The 26,553-nt window shown below is 42.1% G+C and carries 26 protein-coding genes; 19 read left to right on the forward strand and 7 right to left on the reverse strand.

Features of this window, described 5'->3' with window-relative positions; genetic code table 11:
- Positions 1 to 64 precede the first annotated feature (64 nt).
- The 12 genes from BIW53_RS16050 (at position 65) to BIW53_RS16105 (ending at position 14,963) form a co-directional block, all read left to right on the forward strand.
- On the forward strand, positions 65 to 289 hold the full coding sequence (locus tag BIW53_RS16050) for a hypothetical protein (protein WP_070993039.1): 225 nt from the start codon (positions 65 to 67) through the stop codon (positions 287 to 289).
- A gap of 136 nt (positions 290 to 425) precedes the next feature.
- A complete protein-coding gene (locus BIW53_RS16055) occupies positions 426 to 1,346 on the forward strand; it encodes a GGDEF domain-containing protein (protein ID WP_070993040.1) in 921 nt (306 codons plus the stop codon).
- A 193-nt stretch (positions 1,347 to 1,539) separates the two neighbouring features.
- Positions 1,540 to 3,687, forward strand: coding sequence for a DUF6351 family protein (locus BIW53_RS16060; protein ID WP_070993041.1), 2,148 nt, complete (start codon positions 1,540 to 1,542; stop codon positions 3,685 to 3,687).
- 62 nt (positions 3,688 to 3,749) lie between these two features.
- The gene (locus BIW53_RS16065; RefSeq protein WP_070993042.1) at positions 3,750 to 4,085 is read left to right on the forward strand and encodes a gamma-glutamylcyclotransferase family protein; all 336 of its coding nucleotides are present in this window, start codon (positions 3,750 to 3,752) and stop codon (positions 4,083 to 4,085) included.
- Positions 4,086 to 4,091: 6 nt separating this feature from the next.
- On the forward strand, positions 4,092 to 4,370 hold the full coding sequence (locus tag BIW53_RS16070) for a hypothetical protein (RefSeq protein WP_070993043.1): 279 nt from the start codon (positions 4,092 to 4,094) through the stop codon (positions 4,368 to 4,370).
- Between the two features lie 104 nt (positions 4,371 to 4,474).
- Positions 4,475 to 5,236 carry a hypothetical protein gene (locus BIW53_RS16075; protein ID WP_070993044.1) on the forward strand — a complete coding sequence of 254 codons (762 nt, stop codon included), beginning with the start codon at positions 4,475 to 4,477 and terminating at the stop codon, positions 5,234 to 5,236.
- Positions 5,237 to 5,468: 232 nt separating this feature from the next.
- Positions 5,469 to 9,305, forward strand: coding sequence for a TOMM system kinase/cyclase fusion protein (locus tag BIW53_RS16080; protein WP_070993045.1), 3,837 nt, complete (start codon positions 5,469 to 5,471; stop codon positions 9,303 to 9,305).
- 26 nt (positions 9,306 to 9,331) lie between these two features.
- A complete protein-coding gene (locus tag BIW53_RS16085) occupies positions 9,332 to 10,234 on the forward strand; it encodes a BMA_0021/BMA_0022 family TOMM bacteriocin (protein ID WP_070993046.1) in 903 nt (300 codons plus the stop codon).
- Between the two features lie 55 nt (positions 10,235 to 10,289).
- Complete coding sequence (locus BIW53_RS16090) at positions 10,290 to 11,048, forward strand: phytanoyl-CoA dioxygenase family protein (protein ID WP_139158869.1); 759 nt, start codon at positions 10,290 to 10,292, stop codon at positions 11,046 to 11,048.
- A complete protein-coding gene (locus tag BIW53_RS16095; RefSeq protein ID WP_070993048.1) occupies positions 11,035 to 12,183 on the forward strand; it encodes an amidohydrolase family protein in 1,149 nt (382 codons plus the stop codon). Before BIW53_RS16090 ends, BIW53_RS16095 begins: the two co-directional genes overlap by 14 nt.
- Positions 12,180 to 14,288, forward strand: coding sequence for a YcaO-like family protein (locus tag BIW53_RS16100; RefSeq protein WP_070993049.1), 2,109 nt, complete (start codon positions 12,180 to 12,182; stop codon positions 14,286 to 14,288). The genes BIW53_RS16095 and BIW53_RS16100 overlap by 4 nt, the downstream gene beginning before the upstream one ends.
- An 81-nt stretch (positions 14,289 to 14,369) precedes the next feature.
- On the forward strand, positions 14,370 to 14,963 hold the full coding sequence (locus BIW53_RS16105; protein ID WP_070993050.1) for an outer membrane beta-barrel protein: 594 nt from the start codon (positions 14,370 to 14,372) through the stop codon (positions 14,961 to 14,963).
- A gap of 53 nt (positions 14,964 to 15,016) precedes the next feature.
- Here the strand turns inward: BIW53_RS16105 and BIW53_RS16110 are convergent, their stop codons facing one another.
- From BIW53_RS16110 to BIW53_RS16125, 4 genes are all read right to left on the reverse strand, one after another.
- Positions 15,017 to 15,223 (reverse strand): calmodulin, encoded by a 207-nt coding sequence (locus BIW53_RS16110; protein ID WP_070993051.1) that lies wholly within the window; start codon positions 15,221 to 15,223, stop codon positions 15,017 to 15,019.
- Between the two features lie 41 nt (positions 15,224 to 15,264).
- Entirely contained in the window at positions 15,265 to 15,474 is a 210-nt protein-coding gene (locus BIW53_RS16115; protein ID WP_070993052.1) for an EF-hand domain-containing protein, read from the reverse strand.
- Positions 15,475 to 15,483: 9 nt separating this feature from the next.
- Entirely contained in the window at positions 15,484 to 15,642 is a 159-nt protein-coding gene (locus BIW53_RS20735; protein WP_245699455.1) for a calmodulin, read from the reverse strand.
- 126 nt (positions 15,643 to 15,768) lie between these two features.
- Positions 15,769 to 15,990 (reverse strand): EF-hand domain-containing protein, encoded by a 222-nt coding sequence (locus BIW53_RS16125; RefSeq protein ID WP_070993053.1) that lies wholly within the window; start codon positions 15,988 to 15,990, stop codon positions 15,769 to 15,771.
- A 1,043-nt stretch (positions 15,991 to 17,033) separates the two neighbouring features.
- On the opposite strand from BIW53_RS16125, the gene BIW53_RS20580 reads away from it, so the two are divergent.
- Positions 17,034 to 17,198, forward strand: a complete 165-nt coding sequence (locus BIW53_RS20580) for a RebB family R body protein (protein ID WP_084228201.1) — start codon at positions 17,034 to 17,036, stop codon at positions 17,196 to 17,198.
- Between the two features lie 36 nt (positions 17,199 to 17,234).
- Here the strand turns inward: BIW53_RS20580 and BIW53_RS16130 are convergent, their stop codons facing one another.
- From BIW53_RS16130 to BIW53_RS16140, 3 genes are all read right to left on the reverse strand, one after another.
- The gene (locus BIW53_RS16130; protein ID WP_070993054.1) at positions 17,235 to 17,447 is read right to left on the reverse strand and encodes a hypothetical protein; all 213 of its coding nucleotides are present in this window, start codon (positions 17,445 to 17,447) and stop codon (positions 17,235 to 17,237) included.
- Between the two features lie 11 nt (positions 17,448 to 17,458).
- Complete coding sequence (locus BIW53_RS16135; RefSeq protein WP_070993055.1) at positions 17,459 to 17,680, reverse strand: EF-hand domain-containing protein; 222 nt, start codon at positions 17,678 to 17,680, stop codon at positions 17,459 to 17,461.
- Positions 17,681 to 17,752: 72 nt separating this feature from the next.
- Positions 17,753 to 17,992: an EF-hand domain-containing protein gene (locus tag BIW53_RS16140; protein WP_245699458.1), complete on the reverse strand. Its 240-nt coding sequence runs from the start codon at positions 17,990 to 17,992 to the stop codon at positions 17,753 to 17,755.
- 309 nt (positions 17,993 to 18,301) lie between these two features.
- Between BIW53_RS16140 and BIW53_RS16145 the strand changes: the two genes are divergently transcribed.
- The 6 genes from BIW53_RS16145 to BIW53_RS16170 all read left to right on the forward strand — a co-directional run.
- Positions 18,302 to 19,741, forward strand: a complete 1,440-nt coding sequence (locus tag BIW53_RS16145; protein WP_084228203.1) for a sensor histidine kinase — start codon at positions 18,302 to 18,304, stop codon at positions 19,739 to 19,741.
- Complete coding sequence (locus BIW53_RS16150) at positions 19,734 to 20,267, forward strand: hypothetical protein (RefSeq protein ID WP_070993057.1); 534 nt, start codon at positions 19,734 to 19,736, stop codon at positions 20,265 to 20,267. Before BIW53_RS16145 ends, BIW53_RS16150 begins: the two co-directional genes overlap by 8 nt.
- Positions 20,264 to 21,577: a sigma-54-dependent transcriptional regulator gene (locus BIW53_RS16155; RefSeq protein ID WP_070993058.1), complete on the forward strand. Its 1,314-nt coding sequence runs from the start codon at positions 20,264 to 20,266 to the stop codon at positions 21,575 to 21,577. Before BIW53_RS16150 ends, BIW53_RS16155 begins: the two co-directional genes overlap by 4 nt.
- A 266-nt stretch (positions 21,578 to 21,843) precedes the next feature.
- Complete coding sequence (locus tag BIW53_RS16160) at positions 21,844 to 23,790, forward strand: methyl-accepting chemotaxis protein (protein WP_342671983.1); 1,947 nt, start codon at positions 21,844 to 21,846, stop codon at positions 23,788 to 23,790.
- Between the two features lie 116 nt (positions 23,791 to 23,906).
- A complete protein-coding gene (locus tag BIW53_RS16165; protein WP_070993060.1) occupies positions 23,907 to 25,670 on the forward strand; it encodes a DUF4153 domain-containing protein in 1,764 nt (587 codons plus the stop codon).
- 170 nt (positions 25,671 to 25,840) lie between these two features.
- Positions 25,841 to 26,553, forward strand: a 713-nt coding sequence (locus tag BIW53_RS16170; RefSeq protein ID WP_139158870.1) for an MFS transporter, incomplete at its 3' end; no start/stop codon positions are given.

Consider the following 26,553-nt stretch of genomic DNA (forward strand, 5'->3'; position numbering starts at 1 on the left):
CATATTCATGAAGCACGTGTTATTCACTATCAGTATGTGGAGCAGCTGAAAAACCACAGCAGCAATGACCAGCCCTGCTATCGGATTGTCACTGTTTGATGCCTTTAGAGAGCCAATAGAACACAGCCAAATACTTACCTCGCTAAGTACGCAATGGGAAAATGTGTCAACACGAATCACCGCCAATAATACCGATTTTGTGGACTTTGTTATGATGGCAACACGCAATCACGGCCATGATAACGACCGTTATTTTGATGCGCTATTTTTGCTATTAAACGCGCAGTAATAAAGCATAGGCGACTGAAAATACCTATCTACTCTCACTAAACACCCCAAAATTAGCAACGCAATGTTGCTGTTTTTATTGCGTGATATACAATAATAAAGGGTGAGGTTTTTGTAGTAGTACTCTGAGGAGTGAAATGTTAGACGCTGAGATGATGACCGCAGTACTTGCGGCATTGCCCGATCCAGCCTTTTTAATTTCTCGCAGTGGCAAATATGTGGCTATCTATGGCGGTCAAGATGTGCGCTATTACCATGATGGCACTAGTTTAATCGGTCAGTACATCAGTGACCTAGTTAAACCAGAAAAAGCAAACTGGTTTATTGCCACCATTGAACGCGCATTAGATTCGAAAGAGCTGCTCATCGAAGAATATGAACTGAGCAATAAAGATGTTAAAGGCCTCTCTGATGAAGGTCCTGTGGAGCCAATTTGGTTTGAAGGGCGTATCAAAGCGCTTGATTTCAAAATAGATGAGGAAGGTGTTGTACTTTGGGTAGCTAGCAACATCTCACAACGACATGAACTTGAAACGAGGCTGCGACAACAAAGCGATACCGACCAACTCACCGGACTGTTCAACCGCCGTCGACTAGAGCGAGAGCTGAGCTATCACTTCAACGCGTTCAAAAGGCATGGCTACGCCGTGTCTATTTTAATGTTCGACTTAGATCACCTCAAATTACTCAATGACTCCTGTGGACACCATGCAGGAGATCAAGCGATCTGCAAAATCGCACAAATTTGTCAGGAATCTTTGCGCCAAACTGACATCACCTGTCGCTTTGGTGGTGATGAATTTGTTATTGTTCTACCACACCTTAACTTGGACCAAGCCAACACGACCGCTGAACGATTAAGAGTTGCTGTTGAACAAGCATTTTTGCACAACCACCAGTTACATACTCAAGAAAACATTCCCGTAAACATATCTATTAGCATTGGCGTTACCGAAGTTTCGAACCAAGATGACTCCTACGAGCAGGCGCTAAAGAGGGCCGATAAAGCACTGTATCAGGCAAAAAGAGGTGGCCGAAATAGGGTCGTCAGTGCCTAACAGTGCTTTGCGTTAGCTCAAGACTAATACAAAAGGTTTAGCCCCCTCACTGCGATTGTCTTAACAAGGCTGAGCATAAAAAATAAATCTTGCCATGCTTCATTAGCTTATCAGCTTTTCACAAAGTGATAACAACGCCATGAATGTTGCTGCCCTAAACTTAAAGTAATAGGTAATAAGTTATAGGTGATTTATGAGAAAATACTTCAAGTGGATAGCTGCATGCTTGACGTTACTTGTAGGCGTCGTAGCCTTACTCATAACATGGCCGATGATCACACAAGACGAGTATACACATCGACAGGTAAAAGCGACCTCTCCAGCTGCTAGCAACCAACTGCTAGATTTTCACCCTCATATATCAGCCGTTGCCCGTCCTACTGAAACATATAATTTCCCCATTTTACTTGGTGAAGTTGGACCAAGCCAAAACCTCTACTCAGGCCCCAATCAATACCCCTTTTTTTGCATGACCTTAGACTCAGGGCTTGGCCAACCAGAAATCGACAATCAACAAGGCTATGGTGTGCCCGTTTATAATAAACAAAATAAGGTGATCGGATATAGTAAAGACTGTGGTGTACAATCTCGTCTGTCTTACTTTGCCATTGATGAAAACTTACAGCCTTACCCAATTTCAAATGAAAAACTAGCAACCAGCACGGATAAACTATTTAGAGTTGAACAAGGCACCATCAATCGCTTTATCTATACGTTAATCATGCCCATTTCACCTCAAGAGATCGGTGATAGATTAGCTAAGTCACAATGGAATCAGCGCCTTATTTATCAGTTTAACGGTGGTTCAGGTATCGGCTATCGTCAAGGCAGGCAAAGCGCTTGGAAAGTAATGAAGCGCCAAGCGCAGCAATTATTGGACGGCTATGCCGTAGTCAGCTCAAGTGGCAATAAAACCAGCTACACATACAACATGTTACTCGCCGAAGACACAGCCAGACGGGTAAAAAAACAATTTACTAGCCTATACGGAGAACCCATTTATACCGTGGGTATTGGTGGTTCTGGCGGAGGCTTGGCTCAGTACCTGATAGGCCAAAACAGTACGGGTATTTTAGATGGGTTAATTCCCCTGTACAGCTACCCTGATATGATCACCCAAACCACCTACGCGTTGGATTGTGACCTGCTGAACAACTACTTTACCTTTAGAGCAAAAAATCGAAAATCATGGCGCGATTGGGAACGTAGACGCCTGATTGAAGGCATGAATGCCATCAACGACTTTCCGCAGCGTGCCGGTTTTTTACAACCGCTCAACCAATTGATGGCGGGCTTCGTGCCTTCATTTCCAGAGGGTAACAGCGAATGTATCAACGGCTACTTCGGCCTCTCTGCCTTTATTAACAATCCCAAACAGGGCTTTTTACGCCAGTTCTTCGCAAAACCCGTTGTCGAGCAAACAAACTGGAGCTATTGGCAAGACATGCAACATGTGTTTGGCACAGATGCTCATGGATTCGGCCAGAGCACTTGGGACAATGTTGGGGTTCAGTATGGCTTAAAAGCGCTGCTGGACAAGAAAATTACCATGGCAGAGTTTTTGGATATCAATAAAAACATCGGCGCTTGGAAATATCAAAACGAAATGCATCGCGAGCATATTGTTACGCCTTTGGGCACCCAAATCCCCCTATGGTTATCACTATGGGGAAGCGATAACATTACAGAATCAGGTACCTATTCGGCGAGTCGCCATCACGGTTCTTTGCAAGCCATGGAAGCGGCATACCGCTCGGGTCAAGTATTCATCGGTCAGGTTCACCTACCCATAATAGATGCCCGCCACTATTTAGAAAATGACTTGGATATGCATCATATGTCTGCGTCTTTTTACAGCCGACTACGGATTGAAAAATCTCAGGGACATCATCAAAATCACGTGATCTGGGTAGCACACAAAGACCATGATCCAACCACACAGGCGTTTGCCATGATGGATAAGTGGCTGCTCAATATCAAGCAATCTACCTCCGAGGGCATTATCGCCGCCAAACCCGATGAGTTACAGGACACCTGCTTTAACGCCGATGGCAGTGTTTTTGCCAAAGGGGCTGAGGTATTTAATGGTCAGTGGAACCAACAAGCCGATGGGGCCTGTCAGTCTCGCTTTCCGATGTATAGCACCAGCCGTATCGAAGCCGGTGCGCCTTGGGCCGGAGACATATTTAAATGTGCCCTCATGGATGTCGATAGCGCTGTTAGCAAGGGGATGTACGGCACAGACATCACCGAAAGAGAGATTATTGCTCTTAAAACAATTTTTGTTGATGGTGTCTGTGACTACAGTCAAGGTGATGTTGGCAGACCAAAGGACATCTAACCTATTTTAATACCGATATTTTTGTTATAGTTTTGGTCCAATTTAGGCGACAAGAAACAAACATGGAAGCATTATTTTCATACGGCACATTACAGCAATCACAAGTGCAACTAGACACCTTTGGTCGCCTATTAGAAGGCGAAAGTGACACTTTGCTTGGCTACCGTATTGCAGAAGTAAAAATCACCGACGCAGCAGTGATTGCCAGCAGTGGTAAAGATATACACCCCATTTTAATTCGTACAGGCAGCGCAAATGATAAAGTCGAAGGCACGGTGTTTCTGATCACCGATGATGAACTAGCACACGCTGACAATTATGAAGTAGATGAATATCTTCGTGTGTCGGCCAGGCTTGCCTCTGGCAAACAATGTTGGATTTACGCTGCAGCTGAGTAAAAAGCGATGACCAAAACTGAGAAGCGCCTAGAAAAAGAGCTAATCAAACTGCTCACACTCGCGTGTGAAAACTTAAAGGCATTGAGTCCACATTTTTGTTACTTAAGTCACACAGGCTCCATGAAAAAGCTCAGTACCACGCTAAATGTGCAACTCTATTGCTCTGAGCCACTTACAAAAAGCGAACTTAATCAAGCACTAGAATTGCTAAACAATCACCTTAAAGCACTTTCATGCTCACTTAAAGCCAGTCAAATTAACGTTAAAATCGACTCAACAAACTGACTTGTATTAATTTGTTAATAAATGTTAGTTGCTATTTTATATACATAAAAGCTTAGCTAATATTAGCAATCATTTCTTGTGTACATTCTTATTAAGGATATTCGATGCGCCACTTTAAGCTTACTGGTATTGCTTTATGCTGTCTGATCGCAACAGCTTGTTCGACAGAAACAACCGATTCAAACGATGTAAAAACAGAAGCCATTTGGTCAGATATTTACGTTACAACTAATGGCAATGACAGTCGTGTGATTGCAGAGCTCAATGTAAGTAGCCGCAATGGTAACAATCTCAATCTGGTTCAAGGCGACAAGTTGTTTGTCACCGTTAATAACACCAGCAAAGATATGGAAAAAGACGCTGATTTTTTTGACATAGACTATCGTGCAACATTGCCAACCTATGCAGAAGATACACTGTACGAAGTAAAGCTATATCGCTCTGAAGACAAAGTTACGCTAAAAAGTTCTGTAACCTTGCCACAAGCAATCGATATCCTAGCCCCTCAAGCTGAGCAGACCTTTCCAGTAGATGAAATATTGGATCTACGCTGGATAAAGGCAGGCTCTCCAGCAGACGATGAAACATTAAAAATCACCATTTCCAGCGAGTGTAAAAACGGCGACGAAGAGATTAGCAGCTCTCATATTCTTAGTGATGTTGAGGATGATGGTAAAAAATCGATTGATTTTGAGGCCCTTGAGCTGTTCAAAAATGAAAAGTTAAACAGTAACTATGATTGTACCGTCAACTTTGAGTTTGAACGTCGCCGCTACGGCAGCACTGACAGCCGCTATGCAGCGGGTAGCCGTACCTATGCCATCTCACATACCACTTTAGACAACATAAATATCACCTTAAAGTAGCAATGTAGATTACGGTAAGTAGACATTCTCACTACTTGCCGTTCCCAAATTTAATAAAAATATAATTTTAGTTCCCTAAAAACAAACCAATAAGGTAGGCTATACTGACAGGCTTAAGACAAGTGCACGGAAGAGCGAAGATTTCTTGTCTAGAAGAAAAAAAATCGAACTGTAACTAGGAAGTTATTCAAAGGATCTGGTTACAAATAAAATTTATTGGAACAATTAGGCTATGTCGCTCACTCAGTTTTCAGATGAATTTATCACCTCAAGCTTTAATTCTGAACACTATGAACTCATTCACAAAATTGGTGAAGGTGGTTTCGGTAAGGTCTTTAAAGCTAAACATAGAAACACCAATCAACTCGTTGCTATTAAGTTTCTCGCTCTTGAACCCCACTGTGAAGAACAAAAAAAACAACGTTACATAGAGCGCTTCAAACGCGAAACAGAACTTAGTAGCCAGCTACAACACCCACACATAGTGCGCTTGCTCGATAGAGGTCAGGTAAACGAAGGTATTCTATTTGGCGTGTTTGAATATGTAGAAGGTGTATCGCTTAGAGAGTACCTAACCACAGAACATGCGCTTGACTCAGTCGTTGCCACCGATGTCATGTTACAAGTGCTAGATGCGCTGATCCACGCGCATAGTAAGGGCATTATTCACCGCGATATTAAGCCTGCAAACATCATGTTGACCAAATCAGGTGCCAAAACCTACGCCAAGATCCTTGATTTTGGTATCGGTACTTTGGTAACTGAGAATCGCCAGCCAGATTTTAATACCTTAACACTCACACAAGAAACGCTCGGCACCCCCTCGTATAGCGCGCCAGAACAACTGCGTGGTGAGCCTGCTTCTGCCAAGTCTGATTTATATGTATGGGGCTTGGTATTTTTGGAGTGCTTAACTGGTCTACCCGCCGTAACCGGTAACAGTATTGCGTCGATTTACCACAAACAATTAAGTGATGTACATATTCCGATCCCCAGTGCATTGCTAGGCCACCCGCTGTCTGAGTTATTACGTAGGGTACTTCATAAAAACGCCACTGAGCGAGTGATCACAGGCGCTGAGATCTATTCAGAGCTGTCGAAAATGAATGTCTCAAATCTTGTTGGGGTGCTGGCGGACGTACAGGCACAACACGGTTTTGATGACACGACGATACTTATTCGTGACGACGACCCTAACCATAGAGCGGTGCAAGAATACACGGCGCTGACCGAGCGCAAACAACTGACCGTACTCGCTGTAAGACTCAGCGTTAAAGCACTGAACAACAGTGAAAAAGACTATGACGTTATCGACACCGTTTACAAGTCACAACGTAATAACCTAATTGATATCGCCACCCGTTATGGGGCCTATCACGTTGGTAATTTGGCTGATACTTGCTTGTTTTACTACGGCTACCCAGTTGCCAGCGATAACGACACCCGCTTGTGTGCGCGTACCGCCCTTGAAATGGTCAGTGAGCTAAGCAAACGTAACGCCCTAATGCATGAAGCACATAATGTGGCTATCAATGTCCACTTGGGTATGCACACAGGGGTATTTGTTACCTATGCCAATGCGATTCCCGAAGGCCACAACGCCAATATCGCCGTAGCCCTTGCTCGTGAAGCGGGTGAGAAACAAATTTTGTGTACCGCTGAATCACGCGCTATTTTGGACTCTTACTCAGAGTTTACCTCATACGGACAAAGCCAATTTGGACCCATATTTGAACCTATCAGCGTCTATAATTTAGTAGGTGAGCGACGTGTAGAAGCCTTTGGTTTTATGCGTGGCACGAGAAGTAGCCATGAATTGATTGGTCGTCATCATGAGCTTGAACAAACCCTGTCGATGATTAAAACGCAGGCTGATAATACTCGTATTGCGCACATTCATGGTGAAGCCGGAATTGGTAAATCGCGGTTACTGCAAGAAATTCGCGCTAATTCACCACAGTTCCAGCATTTGGTTGCGCAGTGTTTACCTGAACATCAAAACAACGCGCTTTACCCTATTTTGACGTTAGTGCGCTACCTATTTAACACCTCAAACCTCGATGCTAAAGCGGCTACTTCACTGTTTACTAAGCATTTAAGTGAACAAGATAGCACATTAAATATTGAACAAGCTTTGCCTATCTTATTAGTGTGGCTCAACATCGACTTAGCAGAAGAACTGCAACCATCGGCATTAGCACCCGATGCGCAAAAAGAGCTACTGTACAACGGCTTAAGCGCCCTACTTTTAGCCAATCAACATAGTTTGAATGAATTCAAACTATACATAGTTGAAGATATTCACTGGGCTGACAGCTCAACCCTTGAGTTTATTCACCACTTTGCGCAAAAGCTCACTGGCGGACACGTACTGCTGAGTACTTCAAGACAGAAAGTTCCTAGTCAGTTACATGATTTAACGCTGATGGAAGTGAACCTACAAAAGCTGACTGAGCAAGCCACCGAAGACTTTATTGTTAAACTGTTCGATGGCCGCAACGTGGCGCGTAACGTATTAGATGTATTAGTGAGCCGCACCGACGGTATCCCACTGTTTATCGAAGAATTAGTGGGGATGCTAAAACAAAAAGGTTTGGTTGCTGACAATGACGGACAGATTGACTTTGTAAACCCTGACAAACTCGATCAAGTACCCACCAGCTTACGCGAGTCGCTACAACAAAAGCTAGATGGCCTACAGTACGCCAAAGAAACCGCACAACTGGCCGCCACCATCGGCCGTGAATTTGAATACGATCTACTGGTAGCCGCCTCACCGCTGAGCGAAAACCAAGTACAAAACGACTTAAACGAGCTAGTTGCCAATGATTTAATCATCCACCAGCGCAGAGTCGAAAACGACAGCTATATCTTTAAACACGCCTTGGTGAGGGATGCGGCGTATGAGAGCCAAAGCCCAGAGAGTGAGCTGAAAAATCATTATAGTATAGCCACTTGCTTGGTCGAACAAAAAACAAACTTAGGGCTTACAATTGCAGGTCTAATAGCTAAACACTATGAAAAGGCTCAACATTATAGCGAAGCTGTAAAATATGGTCTGAGATATTTCAAAAATGTAGTTAAGTTTGATCTCTCACATGATGTAGAGAACTACTTAAAAAATTTGCTAGCTCTCAATGAAAAAATAGACGATAAGACTCAAAAAAACGAGAATGAATACAACATTCTAAGCCTTTCAAGGCCTCTATTAATGGCCATTTACGGTTACGCAAGTAAAGAGCTTAAAGTTGTGTCGCAGCGAGTTGATGATTTAACAAAAATAATTCCTCAAGAATGCAACAATACTCAAAAAGATGAAGTCCATTCGGCTCTTTGGAACAAAGCTCAGATAGCACATGTTTGTTCAAAAAGAGCTGCTGCGCTTGAAATGGCTGAATCATTGGTATCGTCAGCCAGAAAGGAACAATCAAGGCAAAGACTAGTTGAAAGCCTTCCTTTGTTAGGTTTGTGTTTAACAACCGATGGAGAAATTTCCCGTTCTCTAGATGCTTATAATGAGGCGCTAGAGTTATACTGTGAAAAATCAGATCTCGATATATATCAAAAAAATGGCGTAGATCCGAAATGTCATGCATTAATAAATAAGTCACTAGCACTGTGTGTTCAAGGCGACTTTTTACTCGCACGTGAATGTACAAATGAAGCGCTCGATTGGGCACATAAAGTAGACAAAGGCCTTTCTCTTGCTCTTGTTTATACGTATCAAATGATGTTGTATGCACTTGAAGACAACAAAGAAGATGTTATCGAAAATGAAGGTACGCACAGGGAGTTTTATTCCGAGCATCCTGAATATGAATACTTATACCAGTTTTCTAAAGCAGTCTCTGCGTGGGTAGAAAATGATGTTGAGTTCCAACTTAACTTCTACAAATCTAGAAAAGAAACGGATCAAACCTACCTTCACTCTCTATACAATGCAATTTTGTGTAAAACCTATAAGTCGTGTAACGATAGCGAGAACTACTTAAAAATTAAAAAGGAAACGATAGATTGGTGCAAAGACATGGGTGAACTAGCCTTTTTTGACTTTGTATCCTCTTGTTAACATTAACTTTGTAATTGGGAATTATCATGTCTGAAAATAATGAAAAACAATACTTGAGCTTTCGCTCAGCTTTTATCGGTGCTATCGCAAGGTCTTGGTATGATGAAGAGTACAAGGAAAAGTTCACCTCTGCACAAAGCAGTCAAGGCAAAGGATTACTTAATTTTTTACAAGAAAACCCAGCATCTGAAAGCACTAGGTTTTTCAACCCTTGGAAAAACCTAGCTATACAATTTAGATATCCAAAATTAGTTTGGAATCCTGTAGATGGACATAAATGGCTTGGCGACAATAGCGGAATTATCCTAAATATTCCTAAGATTCCTGATGACAGAGAGAAGTCAGCAGAACTACTAGCTCGCTATTACAATGTTTTCCCAACTTTTTATGGATTAATTAAAACACCAATTGATGCTAAATTGACATACGATACGTTAAGCGAAGAACATCGTTGTATTGCAGCGCTAAAAGATAAAGACTCAGCTCCACTATCTGAGTATTCACGACTAACTAACTTATATGATGTTGATATGGTTGGGTACACAGACGAGACTATGAGGCATTTTTCCGCCGTTGTAATGGAAGCTGTAGCTCTTTATTGGAGATCTGAAGAGTTTAGGAATGAACTGACTCCAGAGGGAGAGGACGGGCGCTTAGATGTTGAAGGTTATGTATCAGACAAATCACCAGTACTTTCAAAATGGCTTGACTTTAAAAACCCTTGGAACATGAATATTATGTTCCGCTATGATAAAAACTTCACTTTAGAGTCTGGTGATATTGATAAAGACTACATACCAGATAATATTATCTGTTTAGCGTATCCCGAAGCACCATCTAACGAGCAAGATAAGCAAAGCGACTTATTGCCAATGGCTCTAGCCAACTATAACCAAGACGGTTCGATTCTGCCGTTTTCTTGCTCTTAATTTTTCAAAGGAAGCATGAGGGTACTAATCACCCTCATTGCATTACAATAACTATATGAAGAATTCCTTTAACGAACTTGGTTACTCTAAACATCTACAAGTACTTGATCAAAAAATAATTACAAGCGCTCATAAAAGTGCATTAGAAATTATGCAAAAAGCTCAACAGAGAATGGCAAGTAACCCAACTGCTTTTAACAAAAGCCAGCTTGTCAGAGCAATCAACCCTCATACTATGTCATTGCCTATTCTGAATCTTCTAAAAAGCTCAAGCGTAGGTGAAATCGCAGCAAAGCTCACCAATAGTAAAAGAATCCAAGTATGGGGAAGTCAGCTATATATAAAGCCACCATATAGCGCCAACTCTGGAGTTGGCTTCCACACAGATTTTCAATACATAGAGTGCTTTGAAAAAGATGTACTAACAGCTTGGATACCGCTAAATGACATACCCGTTGATTCTGGCAGTTTGATTTATGTTTCTAAATCTCATGAAATTAGCGACAGTATTGTCCATTTAATAGGGGCAGAGCAAAGCAACTTGAAAGCCCAAAGGGAGCATATTTTAAATAACACAAGCGCTAACTTTCGCTGGCATGAAACTGTGTCTGACGCTTCGGTTGGTGACATATTTTTTCACAGTTATAAAACGATTCATGGTAGTGAGGAAAATAAAACCCCAAACGCCAGATTAGCTATTGCTGTAGGTTTGCTTTCCGATTTCTCACAAGTCATCCTCGAAAAGGATACCTATGGATACGCCCGTAACTTAGATAACCCAAACATTTGCCCAACTATTTATGCAAAACAATAACTTTAACATCATCGACTGTGATAGACATGTTATCGAACCACTTCAGATGTGGGATGACTATCTACCTAAAGACGAAAAAATAAAAAAAATTTCATTGTCGTTTGATAACCCTGAGGCGCAAAAGCAAAGGGTGTTGAATGGCTACCCAGATATTTCAATTCCTCCAACTTACTTAATTGGTGAAAAGCCAATTTTAAGTAACTGGGATATTGATCAGCAAGTTGCGTCAGCGCTTGTAAATGCTCAAAGCATAAAAGAAAGAAAGTCAGCAACTAACCCTGTCGATCAAGTAGCTTCAATGGATGAAACAAGTGTTGCACAAGCGCTTATTTTTCCTACGTTTGCCAATTACATCGTGAATCACCAACACGTTGACTCGCATACATCTCTAGCTTACGCCAAGGCGTATAATAACTGGTTGCAGGACTATTGTAGCTATAGTACTGAGCGTTTGTTCCCAGTTGCTCTTATTAGCCGCCACGATAGCAGCACCTTGGTTGAGCAAGTTAAAGAAGTCGCCTTACTAGGCTGGAAAGCCGTTGTATTACGGCCTGAGCCAATAATGGGGAAGAATTTAGGTCATCCTGATAACGAAGCGTTTTGGGCAACATGTGCAGAGCTTGATATCGTGGTTACCTTTCATGGCGGCACACATTTGCAAGGACAAACAGTAGGTATGGAAAGGTTCAACACTCGCTTTTCTCTGCATGCTTGTTCTCATCCAATGGAAGCTCAAATGGCGTTTATTGACTTACTAGAGTCAGGAGTTTTTGAGCGCAATCCAAACTTGAAAACTGCATTTTTAGAAGCTGGCTGCTCTTGGGTTGCTCATTGGCTGTGGCGGCTAGATAACATTTGTTACAACGAGTTTCCAAGTTTGACGAAAAACAACATCAAAATGCTTCCGTCAGAGTATTTTAAAAGGCATTGTTGGGTTGGTTTAGAAATTGGGGAGCCTATTGCTGATACTCTCAATATAATTGGCCACCAAAAACTGATCTTTGGCAGTGATTACCCACATCCCGACCACTTGCACTTCGACTTAGCCAGCATTCAAGATGAAATGCCAATACTATCGACTGAGCAAATTCGCGATATTTTAGAAAACAACCCAAAAGCTTTATTTGGATTATGAATTTAGATACTTCAAAAGCGCTCCACTGGCTACCTAACTTGGACATATTCACACTACCGAATGACGATTTGGTGGTAGTGTCACCTGAGCAAGAGGTCTTGTTTAGTAATGAGGCTTTTCCTTTGTTTAATTGGATCGATGGTACTCGTTCGATTGATGACATAGAAAAGCTGGCACAAAGCCCAAAAGTGTTTGCACGGTTTGCGCAGGTTGTAACTCATTTTTTAACCCACCATGTATTTTTAACACAACAACATAGCGGGTCTAAAAACAACAACATGTGCATGAAACTTAGAAAAGTATTACCTAATACTTATTCTTGCATTGATGAGTCGTATATCAAGCCACTGCTTCATGGGTTTGAACAGCTGATTGTTAACGCTCAACTTCGTTCAAACTTAGTTATTACAACCGACATGCTCGATTGCAGATTACGGAGTATTTTTGAACAAACCACGTTGCCTTGCATCATTATCGAACTGAGACAAGGCACGCTGCAAATTTCCAATTTACTTAACAGCGTGGTGGATTTATGTGCATTGCAATCATCTTTGATGCGAAACAAGCCTGTGCTTAAATTTGTGAGTCAGCTTCAACAAAAAACATATACAAGACCGACTCCTAACCTGAGTTTTATTGACCAATTAACATCAGCGCAGGTGAATACCGTAATCGATTTAGCTACATCACAAACTAATGCAGCCAGCCCTTACCTAGTTGAGTACCAGTTAGCAAAAGAGGTAATTAATAGACATGCTCTCAATCCTGACCTAAACAAAAACGAGCAAAACGGTATAAAATCAACACTTACTTTAAAGTCACAAATTGCAAACTACAACAAAGATGGCGGCTCAAGGACAGTACAAGCTGAGGAAACCGTAGCAAAACTACTGCCTTTTGTGAGCCCTTTGACGGGCTGTATTAACCATCTAACAACGCTTGAAAGTACATTAAACCAACCAGTTAAAATTTACAGAACTGGCTTTTTTAAATGTCCTCCTATGCAAGAGAATATTAAGCTCAATGAAGGCAGTTTTGTGCAAACTTGTCTCGGTAAAGGGGTGACGCATGTACAATCTAAAGCAAGCGCATTGTGTGAAGCAATAGAGCGAAGAAATGCTCAGTTTACTGGTACAGAAAAGTCTATTTATGCAAGCCCACATCAATTGGATGCATTGAGTTATCAATTTAATACTCTTCTGCCATATAGTGAAAAGCAATACGCTCAGTTTCAAAACACAAACCACCTAGACTCAACTCGAATTCAGGCAGCGCAGCCCTATGATAACTCACCGATAAACTGGACTGAACTGTGGTCACTATCAAGCAATGAAAAAGTGTATGTGCCGACTGTATGCTGTTACGCAAATACGCCATATCTAGAAGACAGGTTCGGGAAATGGCATTCAAATGGCTGTGCCGCAGGTAATAATGTTGAAGAAGCAATACTCCAAGCTCTTTTTGAACTAATAGAACGAGATGCCACAGCAATTTGGTGGTATAACAAGCTGCCAATGCCATCATTCGATATTACCCTAATTGATCCCGAATACTTAGCACCATTGCACCAGACTATTTCACACAAGCATGATTATTGGGTGCTAGATCTAACTGTTGATACATCGGTGCCAGTGATGGCTGCAATAGGCAGAAATAAAGAGACAGACGGCTGGACATTTGGGTTTGGTTGCCACTTAAAGCCCGAAATGGCTGCACAGCGTGCCTTAACCGAGCTATGCCAATTAATTCCTATTCGTGATCAAAACAGCGCGCCGTTTGACTTTAACGATATCAAAGATGACTCATTCTTGTGGCCTTCTCGCCATGCGAGCAAAGCAAACTATGCTATATCTCCCAGCATTGATATAAAAGAAGACATCATTAACATCGTCGAACACTTGGGTACGTTAGGCATGAAAACATTGGCGCTAGATTATAGCCGTAACGACATACCACTCAGCACAGCCAAAGTATTCGTTCCTGGCCTTTGTCATATCTGGCCGCAATTGGGCAATCCACGCTTGTACGACACACCTGTAAAGCTCGGTTGGTTGGCAGAACCGCTCACCGAGCAAACGATTAATCAGCAAGGTTTATATATCTGACATTTAATGTAAAATTGGCCTAATGTTTCAAGTGTTATGAGTGGTCTTTGCGTTTGTGAGGCCACATGAAAAGGAAATCCTATGAATAAATTACTCTGTGCTACATTAGTAAGTGCTGCGCTTATTTCTGCGCCAAGTTTTGCTGATATCGGTGTAACAGCCTATGCGGGTCAAACCTATAGCCAATCGCTCACCACCAGCAAAGGTCTAGAACACGAAATTGCTGACGATGCCCATTTTGCTATCAGTGTCGACAGACATATGGATGATACTAAATATGGCTTGTACTACAGCTTTTTTGGCGGTGAGTTAGAAAGTAACTCCGAGCAGAAGATAGACTCTGAGCTGTTGCTGTTTCAAAGTGCGGTGTATAGACCGGTCACAGAAAACCTGTCAACCTATGCTGGAGCACAGTTAGGGGCAAATTACATTACAACAAACTTTGTAGAGAAGGATACATTCTTTGCCTCGGGTCTGTTTGTAGGTCTTGATTATAAGCTTGCGGGTGGTTTGAGCGTAGGCTCAGAGCTAAGGTGGGTTGCCACAATCATCAAAAATAGCTCAAAGATCAGCTGTGACAATGATGCCTCAACAGCCGACATCTGCGGCTGGCACTTTGATGGCGATGTATTAAATCAGTTTCAGGCCAGCCTTAACCTAACCTATCGCTTTTAATGAAAAAGCCCAGAATTCTGGGCTTGATGGGTCAAGAAGCGAGCTGTGTATGATTACTTGTTGAATTCCTGCTTTGATAGCTGGCCATCTTTATTGATGTCCAAGTCATCAAATACTTTAATGAGCTGCTCTGACACGGCCGCCTCGCTTTTACTGATAGCGCCATCTTTATCGAGATCGTAATCGCTAAAGCTACCAGCCATCACTGCACCACTGGCCATTATGGCCACTGTAGTTATCAGTGCGTTTAGTTTTTTCATCATTCTCTCCTTAAATTGCAATTGCATTTATCTGCTGCTAATTAATAGTGACTAAATTCAGTTTCGTTTAGCTTGCCGTCTTTATTAGCATCTAGCGCGTCAAAAATATCACTCAGTGCCTGAGATACAGCCGCTTCATCTTTGCTTATCAAGCCATCTTGATTTTTATCAAAATCGCTAAAATTGGCGGCCAAGGCTGCGCTGCTGCTTAAAATCAGCAAGCTACCGAAAAGGGTTTTAATACTGTGCATACATAACTCCTATTGCTTAAACCGAGCAAATTCTCTTGGGCTCGAAGTATCGCTTTTGTCGCAATCTAGCTTTGCAAATTGCTCAATCAGCGCGCTTGATATTTCTGTCTCGGGCGGCGTAATAAGTCCATTATCATCAACATCAAGTTCATGAAATGATAACCCCATAGCTATTGCGACCGAGGAAAAAGCGCTATGACTGTAGCGAATATCAATATGGTTGGGGTATTCAATACTGTGCTTCCTTATATTCGCTCGGTGAGCCCCATCGGAGCTCACCCCGGCGTTTACAAGTTAGCCTGAGAACTTCTCGTACTCAGATTTAGAAAGCTCTCCGTTTGCGTCCGTGTCTAAATCTTTAAATTGCGCCATTAGCTTAGGGAGCGCTTTTGATTCGCTTAGACTGATAGCGCCGTTACCATCAGTATCTAGCGCCTCAAAACTGCTGCCTGCCTGTGCCAGCAAAGATACTGAAGAGATCAAAGTCAGTGATGTAGCAATAATGATGTTTTTCATAGTTAGCTTCCTTGTGTTTATTTAAGCGCTCGTACCGTAGCAGTACTGTTGAGCGGTAATGCGTTCAGACTAACTATTCCAACTTTGATACCAAACTTTAAAAAACATTTATTTACAATAAGTTATGATTTTTATGGCACTTTAGTTCAGGGTAGGTTTAAGGGCGCTGTTGCTATTTTGCAACAGCTTTTTATCCATGATGATAAGGCTATTTAGTTTTCAATCAGTTAGCGTGTTGCTTTTTGGCAACAAGCCAACACTTGAATGACCAAATATACAACTTCAAACCGTGACAGCACGCGTAAAGAATCTGGGGGTGGTACAAAATGCTAAGTCTGTTAGGCAACAACATCTGAAAGAATTCAGCTCGCTTTTTATTGGCTCAAAACAGTTTGTTGCTAAATAGCAACAAACCAACACTGTAGTGGCTGAACTAACGCTCAAAAACGCGGATAAAGCAGACGGGCTTTTTCAGATAAACACGTTGTGTCAGTGTCGTTCAGGCACTCGTATTTAAGCCAAATTGATAGACTTCTAACTTTCTTATCAAGGCATTGTAGTTGTTGATATCCTCTGGTATTGCAACAAATTCAGAGTAACGAAACAAATTCAAAATGATAAACCAAGCTCAGATAGAGCAGACCAATTAGGAACACGGCATTGCCCAAATACACATGTGCCTTCCTGACGAAGGTCAGGATCTCTTAAGTGAATGGCATTTAGCCTATAATAAGCATGTTATTCCAATTCAACGCCACCTGAGCCCTACCTATGACCAAATATTTTTTGCCATTCAATGAACTGCCTCGTGATAACTATACGCAGGGAATATCAACATCAGGAAACATGACTTTCAGTGGTACAAACAGCCCCTGCTCAAACCCGCGCTGTGAATTGTTGTCATGCCGTGAAGTGTTAGACACCTTTTCCCTTTGCTATTTGCGTTATACTAATTCGTTACTAGTAAGGCTGAGATAACCACACACGCCAATACATGTTTGCGTTCTCAGCTTTAAATAGCGCAACGTAAAAGGGCAGTCATTATGGCAACACCAACCCCAGTTAACGGTCAAATCACCGATGCCGTGACACAAGTCAACACCAAAGTGGCTGGCGACACCCCAGCCACGGCCATGGGCAACCTATATACTGCTCTCAATCCGATGATGTATAACGCCGCTTTCACAAATGCAAAAAAGCCTGGCTAGGCCAGGCTTTGGGACGAGATTAAACTCTTCTAGGGATTACTTGTTAAATTCGTCCTCTGACAGTTCCCCGTCTTGGTTTGAGTCCAACTCGTTGAACACTTTCATTAAGCTTTCTGATGCAGACGCTTCGCTTTTGCTGATCACACCATCTTTGTCAGCATCCAAATCTGCAAAGGTTGCCGTTGCAGCCACTGCTGCTGCGCTGCTCATTATTACCATTGATGCAAAGAGTGTTTTAAGTACGTTCATAATCACCGCTCCTACTTTTTGAATTGTGCAAATTCTACAGGGGTTAGCTCGTTATCTTTATTGCTGTCCAATTCTCTGTACTGCTTAGCAAGCTCTTCAGAAACCTGTGCTTCTGTTGGGCTGATCACGCCATCATTGTTGCTGTCTAGCGTTTGAAATGTTAAATCTGCTGCAAAAGCAACGGTGCTGATCAAAGAAGCTGACGTTAGGGTAAAAACGTGTGTAAGTTTCATGTTGTACTCCAATTTTATATTTTTATCTCGTAATACGCTTATCTGGGCGTGATATTGAGGAACTGTAAAGCCTTACTCGCTCTTGAAGTTCGCGAACTCTTCAGCGCTTAATGAGCCGTTTGCATCGGTGTCTAAATCTTTAAAATGAGCCATCAAACTTGGTAGCGCTTTTGACTCGCTTAAGCTGATTGCACCGTCTTTGTCCGCATCAAGAGTCGTGAATACTTCAGAAGCCCGAGCCGTTGTGGATGCAACCGTTGCTGATGCAGCCATAGCGAAAAATGCGATTGTAATAAAACTGTTTTTCATCATCTGATTCCTTATGTCTTTGCTCAATGTCAACCCAGCGCCTACTCGCTGGAGACGATTGCGGCTGATAACTTGTCGCCAATGTGTGAGCGGTTAATGTGTTCGCTCTGACTATTCCAACTTTGATGCCAGAATTAAAAATCATATTGCAAACAAAAGGTTATAAACAAAGGTGGCGAATAGTTCAGTGTCGATTAAGGCTGGCTGTTGCTTAATAGCAACATGTCGCAGGGTCTGATTATAAAATTTAAACTTTATCAATAGGTTAGGATGTTGCTTTTTAGCAACAAACGGTTTTGAAGGAAGCAACACATGGGAACTGTACGTTTAAAATGGCCTAAGCTCCCGCACTTTGCACAGCTTAAAAACTCGCCAGCTAGGTTTTTTTCTCAATCCCTAAGCCAACAGGCCAGAATGGCAATGTTATTGGCACTGGTCCCAATCGTCATTCTGGCCTTATGGTACGCTCAACAAACCGCTTATCAGCAACAGAAAATCAGTGAAATATACACTAAAAATCAGTCACTTATACTTTCATTTAATGGTTTGAAAAGTGATATTTCAGCGCTCGAAAAAGCACATCTTAACAACCAGTTGCTAAACAACGCCCAACTTCAAAAAAGTATTGAAAACAAATGGCAAACCACCAAAAAGCGCATCAATTTTTTAAAAAATTCATATCCAACTGAGCAACTGGTTGCCAAATGGCAACAACTACAATTACTCACGCCCGGTGAGCAAGTTTCAGAAATAGATTATGAGCAACTACAACGACAGTTACAGTCTATCGAGCAACCGTTTCAAAATGTACTGAAAGCCAAGTTAGAGTTTCAAGCACAACGACTCACCCAACTTAACCAGTACTTTCTATTTGGCTTGTTCGTCCTGATCCCCCTGTTGGTTGTTATCAGTTTATTAGTGATCCGCCGAGTAACACGCCAGCTAAATGCCCTTGAAGAAGTTATCTGGCAACTAGGCGAAGGCTGTTTTGATACGCCAATAAAGCTAAATGGTAGCGAAGAGTTTGCCGCTTTAGGTACAGAGTTAGATTGGTTACGCGAAGAATTGCAGCGCAGCCACAAACAAAAAGAAACCTTTTTGCGTCATGTCAGTCATGAACTTAAAACACCTCTGGCGTCGTTAACTGAAGGAAATAGCCTACTACAAAGCGGCAGCTTTGGGGCAATTTCACCGCCTCAGCAACGTATTATTAATATCATGGACGACGCACTAAGCCGTTTGGCAATCTTAATTGATGACCTACTAAACTACAGCGCAGCAAGCCACCCATTGGCCCAGCAGCAACATTCGCTTAATCATATAAAGGACGAGTTAATAAAGCATTTCTCAGCGCAAATTGATGAGTCTAATATCACTGTACAGTGGCCCACCCAACGTACAAGTGTGCAGCTCCCCTATCTACCCGTAAAGTTGATACTAACGCAACTTATTGGCAACGCTTTGCAATACGCTAAATCAAGCATCGAAGTTGAATACCGTGTCGTTCGTAACGACATACACATCAGCGTGAAAGATGATGGTCCAGGTATTGACCTCAGTGAACAGCACAAACTCACACAACCGTTTTATCGTGGTAAACACAGTGAAAATCACTCAGGAAGTGGTTTAGGACTTGCCATTGTAGCCGAATGTGTAAAACAGCTAAAAGGCACTTTGAGATGGCAACATACCCATCAGGGTTGCCATATCTGTATCCAATTTCAAAGTTATGGAGGAGCGAAGAATGCGTAATCTGATAACCATACTTATGATGTTTACTTTGTCTGCATGTCAGGCCATTTCCTCATCGGTCGATCATGCCATTTTTGTTGGACCCAGTAACAGTAAACAATCCGAATTTGCTCCTCTGACTACCCTAGTCTCAGCGCATCAAAATGCTTGTGACAATGGCAGTACCAAACAACTCGTGGGCTATCGAGCTTATCAACAGCTCAATGACTTTTTGAAAGCTTTTTGCTCAACACGCTCCACCACCACTCAGCTGCGTTTAATTGCACAACTACATCAGCAAAACGATTGGCCACAAAATTATCTGAGTTACTTTGCCATGCTACATCAACACATCACCACTTTGAGGTGGTACAAGCTTGAAAATATTGCGCTTAAAAAACAATTAACCGAACAACAGAGCGCTTTAAAAAGCGCAGAGCAGACACTTAGTAACCTAAAGCAAAAGCTTGCACAGATAGAACAACAACGTCTGCTATCCCCTTCACATGCAGAAACTGACAGTAACCCATTAGGAGAGCCGCAATGAGTAGAAATACTGTTTTATTAGTTGATGACGACGCATCACTCATTGAATTACTGGCGATGCGTTTAGAGGCGAACAACTACCATGTGCTAACGGCACATCGTGGCACACAGGCGCTGCAAATATTACAGCAAAGTGTTGTCGATATAGTGATCACTGACTTGCGCATGGCTCATATGGACGGCTTTGAGCTTTTTGAAAATATCAGAAAGAATCATGTAGGACTGCCCGTGATCATGATGACAGCTCATGGCTCAATTCCTGATGCGGTGGATGCCATGCAGCAAGGCTTTGTCAGCTTTCTTAGCAAGCCGATAGAAAGCAAAGCGCTACTTGAAGCAATTGAAAACACTTTAAAAAACAACAAAAAGCGTGATGGTGCAACTAATCGAAATCACTTTTATGGATTAATCTATCAAAGCACTGCAATGCACCAAGTTGTACAGCACATACAGGCATTAGCGCCCAGCCAAGCTAACATCCTCATTCAAGGTGCCAGTGGTACTGGTAAAGAAGTTACAGCCAATGCTATCCATAAAGCTAGCAACTACTGTGACGGTCCGTTCGTTGCTATCAATTGTGGCGCAGTACCCGCTCATTTGCTCGAATCAGAGCTATTCGGCCATAAAAAAGGCGCATTCACCGGCGCGATGCAAGATAAAGTTGGCCTTGTACAAAGCGCTAATGGCGGTACTTTGTTTTTAGATGAGATTGGTGATATGCCAATGGATCTACAAGTTAAACTGCTTAGAGTCTTACAAGAAAGAACCGTGCGTCCCGTCGGTGGTCAAATGGAGCAAAGCGTAGACATCAGATTCGTCTCTGCCAGCCATAAGAATCTACAGCAAGCAGTTGCAGATAAAGAATTTAGAGAAGACTTATACTATCGGTTGAATGTAGTCTCTATTCATCTGCCCGCATTAAAAGAGCGCCCAGAAGACATTCCCTTACTCGCTAATAGCTTTGTTAACCGTATTAGTGGTGGGCACAAGGTGATCAGCCCACAAGCCATGACTTGCTTGCTCAACTACCATTGGCCTGGCAATGTCAGACAGCTCAACAACATTATTGAGCACGCCGTTGCGCTTAGCTCTGGTAAATTGATCACTGCCGACATCATTGAAAATGCCATTCCCGAGTTAGGCCAGGCTAGCTTTAAAGGCCTTAATGATGCCAAAAAGCAGTTTGAATATGACTACATTCAAAAAGTCTTATCTCTGTGTCAAGGGAACGTAGCTGAAGCGGCTAAACTGGCGCAACGCAATCGCTCTGACTTTTATAAACTGCTCAAAAAACATCAAATAAGTTGCTAGAAAATATAGCGAAACTGGGCGTTAGTCGTTATTGTATCTATACTGTAACAAGAGCTAGGCGCATCACTCGAACGCTCGTAGCCTCAGAACGCATTGAATCATCGTGCAAAAGTGGTTCAATGTACTTGAATACATTTATCTGGATTCAAGATTACGCAGTAAAAACACATACTCAATGACAACCCTTTGTTAGATGGTATAGATAACAAAAATCAAAATTCAGCCCATCAGCAAAATTATCAATAATACAGGAGCACCTTATGAGAATGCGCCAAAAACTAATCGTCAGTTTTTTGCTCACTGTTATCGTGCCAATTCTAGCTATTTCCGCTGTAAGCATCTCAAAAACCAAACATGAGTCACTCAAAAGCTTTTTAGATTTTTCTAGCAGTGAGATACGCCAGATAGAAAATACCTTTGTGCTATTTTTTGAACAGATGAAAAACAACGCAAAGTTTTTGGCTCAACATAAATCTGTCAGCGCAATGCCGGATAATATCACGCAGTACTTTGGCGCAGAAAAGCCAATGACCCCACTACAAAACTCTCCAGAAGAAGGAGAGATTTTTGAATTCTACACCGCCTTTGGGCAAACCCACCCCGAATTACTATTTGTGTATTTAGGGTCCGAGTCAGGCGGTTTTATCCAATACCCAGCCGAACCTTTAGGAAACTATGACCCTCGTAAGCGACCTTGGTATCAAAAGGCTAAGGCAGCCCCCAGAAATGTAATTATTACCGAACCATATCAAGGTGTTACTGGGCAGGCCATGGTGTCTGTTGCCACTGGTATTTTCAATGATGGTGAATTTGCTGGGGTACAATCGCTAGACGTCACACTGTCTACTTTGACCGATATAGTAAGCAACATAAAACTGGGAGAGACAGGCTATCTGATCTTGCTAGATAGCAAGGGGACTATTTTAGCCGACCCTAAACGCCCTGAAAATAACTTTAAAAATATTAATGAGTTAGACAACCCTCTTTATGAACAAATCTCTACTGTAGGCGATAAACCCTACATCAGTGTTGAAACAGAGAGTAAAACCATTGATGCAAAAATATACCACTCTAAAGAATTAAACTGGCGCTTTGTTGCTGTAATTGACGAAGATGAGATACTGTCATCAGCCTATAGCATGTCGTGGAGCATTACCCTGATTGCCCTTGTTATGTTGGTGATTTTCGGTGTCATTGCAGTCACGTTGGCCAATAAAATTGTATTCCCTATTGAGCGCGTATCTGAAGGGTTACGAGATATAGCCCAAGGTGAAGGTAACTTATCTAAGCGTCTACAAGTTATAGGTAATGATGAAATTAGCGAGCTTGCTACTTGGTTTAATCAGTTTTTAAACTCAATAAACTCGTTGGTAAAAGACATTCAGCAAAATGCCCATACGCTCAACAGTTCAGCACAACATTTTGAGACTCAGATAAACGACATTCGCAGCCAGTGTCGAAGTCAGCAAGGTACGGCGAACCAAGCCGCGCACAATACTGAGTCGGTCCATCATATGGCGCAAAATGTAAGTGAGAACTGCCAAGGCTCACTTGATGAAATTGCACAGACGGATCAATTTACTCTCTCAGGTAATACCTTAATAAGTAATACCGTAAAACAGGTCGCTCAGCTCAATAACTCGCTTGACGCCTCTGCTGCTGAGATTTCTCACCTAGAGAGTGAAAGTAATAACATTACCAATATTTTAGGCGTCATTCGTGGTATTGCAGAACAAACCAACCTACTTGCGCTAAACGCTGCAATCGAAGCAGCTAGAGCGGGTGAGCAAGGGCGTGGTTTCGCAGTGGTAGCAGATGAAGTTAGAACCCTAGCGCAGCGTTCTCACGATGCCACTCAAGAAATCGAACAAGTCCTTACTAAATTGATCGAGCAAACACGTGCCGTTTCAGCCAAAATGACTGAAAGTGTTTCAGCATCCAGTGAGGCTATATCTCAATCAGAGGAAGCTCATCAGGCCTTTGAAAATATTGCTAGCAGCGTGACTAAAGTAAAAAGTTTGGTAACCACAATCGCCCAAGATGCACAGCAACAAGGCCACTCAGCCAGTCAAACTCATGACCAAATTGCGGGCCTTACTGAGTCTGTTACCCAAGTAAGTCAAGCATCAGATAGCTTATCAGATGGTGCTAAATCTCTGGTTGAACTAGCTAAAAGCTTAGACCAATTGGTGGGCCGCTTTCATATTGATTAAGGATAACATTCAAAATATATATAAAGTGACAAGAAATCATACTCTTCGTCACTTTGTATTAATTTTTAAAGGATTAGAATCGATTTTTTAGCTGTTTAGATAAGGGAATAAAAAAGTTGGAAAACATCACTACTAATTACAGTAAGTCACAAGGAAATTGGCTGTTGCTGTGCGCCTTATTACAAGGCTTAGGACTGTTACTTTTGCACCAAGCGCTTAGTTTTGATTGGCCAATAGCGCATTCCCCCTCATTAGTACTGGCCAGCTATGCCGTGCTTTTAACTGGCCCTTCAATATTAATATACGGCGTCAATCAAGAATCTCACCGAGTGTTTTACAACATAGTGATTACCTTTTCTTTAACTGCTGCTTTGCTGGGTGTTTATGTGGGTAGCCAAGCTCTTCATCCAAAGTTTCCCGATTTGGCGCTACATGGCTTAGGGTTTGCTGCGGTGATGTCGTTACTCACGTTCAAGGTGTTTATTTTTGCATCCTCAATTCATTTGCAGAACCATCAATGGCAAGTATGTTATAGCAGATTGATAAGTAATACCTGTCGCTTACTCATTACAATTACACTTGCCAGTATTTTTACTTTGTTAGTATGGTTTATCATTGTTTTATGGGCCGAATTATTCGACAAAATTAATATTACGATTTTTAAAGATATATTTTACGAACCTTGGTTTATCTATCCAATTCTCTCTTTGGCCCATGCGATTGGGGTCCTTAGAATTCGGCGTAGCAACAAAATTGTCAGTACTGCCAATCAATTGATCCAAACTCTGTCGTTCGCTTTACTGCCATTATTACTTTTACTTAGCTCGGTGTTTTTGGTGGCGATTGCTTTTGTCGGATTAACAGCGCTTTGGAATAGTGGTGGCAGCAATTTGGTATTCGTGTTAACCGCGTTAATTCTAGTCACTATGAATCTGGCCTTTCAAGATTCTAAACAAACACCCAAAATGCATCGTATTGCTTATTTTCTAATACTCGCTGGTATTGCTATTTTGCCCGTGTATTTAGCTATTAGTGGCTACGGCTTATGGTTACGAGTGGAGCAATATGGACTCAGTATCAGCAGGCTATGGGCTATATTTATGTGGGTGTTTCTCACTTTGTATTTGAGCTGTTACAGCATCAGCATCATTGCAAATACGCGAAACTGGCTTGATTCTCTAGCCACAATCAATACCCGTTTAGGGTTACTGTTGATTGCGGCCCTACTCATCAGCCAATCACCCATTTTGAATTTTAAACAGCTGAGCGCGCAAAACCAGCTAGCCAGAATCCACGCAGGTATTACACCTGTTGAAGATATTGACGTTTACTATTTTGCCCATGAGTTAGGAGTGGCGGGGCGAGATGTGCTCAAAGAGATAGATGCCCACTTTGCGGAACAGTATCCTCAACTGGGCGCTAGGATAGAAGCGGCATTAAACAGTGTGACGATGCATGACGCCGATGTCGAGAATTCTCAAGCCATCGCTAGCAACTTCATAGATGGACTCGAGGTACGTGGAAACATGCCAAGAACATCACTTGAGCCTGCATTGATAAGCGCATTGCAAAACTATGCCAATAACCATAGCGCGTTGATAGCTAGTAGCTCACGAATGATTTTATTACCCGTTGAACTAACTGGTGATAAACAAAATGAATACTTGCTGATCATGAAACAATCTAGCTACTCTGATCTGGTACTATTCTACCTAGACCAAGCGCAATGGATTTCTCGGCCCATGTATTTCAACTATTCCAATGAACATAGTGACAAAGAACTAATTGATGCGCTACTTGCTGGTGACTTTAAAGTCACGCCAGCCAAGTTTAATGATATCCAAGTAAACGGTACTTCCTTAAAAGTGTCAGATTACTAATCAGCCAATATAAGGCGCTGGTTCCTCACCAGCGCTCTTAAGAAGGTGACCTAAATCATTTTAATGTCAGTTTTGCCGAGCCAATCAATAGTTTTGCTTGGAAAAACTTCATTTCCCTTCTATTATTAATCACTTACAGCACGATTAATGAGCTAGCTAAGTTTGCCTTTATGAAATCATTTCCATCGTTATATTTTACGAATCTATTTTTGGTGGGTGGGACCGGCTTACTGACCACATACCTTGCCCTGTATCTTGGTCAACATAACGTCTCGACATTTTGGATTGGACTGCTCACCTCGTTTTACTACATCGGCCTATTATTTGGTTCTAAACTTGGTTACCACTTGATCAAATCTGTTGGTCACATCAGAGCTTTTTCTGCTAGTACCGCGGTTGTAACGGCCTGTGTCGCAAGCCATGGTATTAGCGACAACATCTACATATGGCTAGTACTACGCTTGGTGGTAGGCTTAGGAATGATGTGTAATTACATGGTGCTAGAGAGTTGGCTCAATGAACAAGCGGCGCCAGAGCAACGTGGACGTGTGTTTTCATTTTATATGTTAACGTCCTATTTGGGTATGGTTGTAGGTCAGTTTGCACTATCGCAATTCCCACAGTTGGGGTACGCTCCGCTGTTTCTTATCTGCATTGCATTGTCGTTTGGTATTGTGCCAATTTCAATAACACGTAGGATACACCCGAAACCTCTCAAGCCCCTCCAGGTCAGCTTATGGGGTTACTTTAAAAGAGTGCCTCAATCACTGACCGCTGTATGTTTTGCAGGGATCATTAATGGCAGCTTTTATGGCTTAGCTCCCACCTTTGCAAGTCAAGCTGGTTTGAATGCCAAGGAAATTGCTATGTATATGTCAGTTAC

Origin of the sequence: Pseudoalteromonas byunsanensis, from assembly GCF_001854475.1 — a bacterium.
Classification (GTDB): Bacteria; Pseudomonadota; Gammaproteobacteria; order Enterobacterales; family Alteromonadaceae; genus Pseudoalteromonas; species Pseudoalteromonas byunsanensis.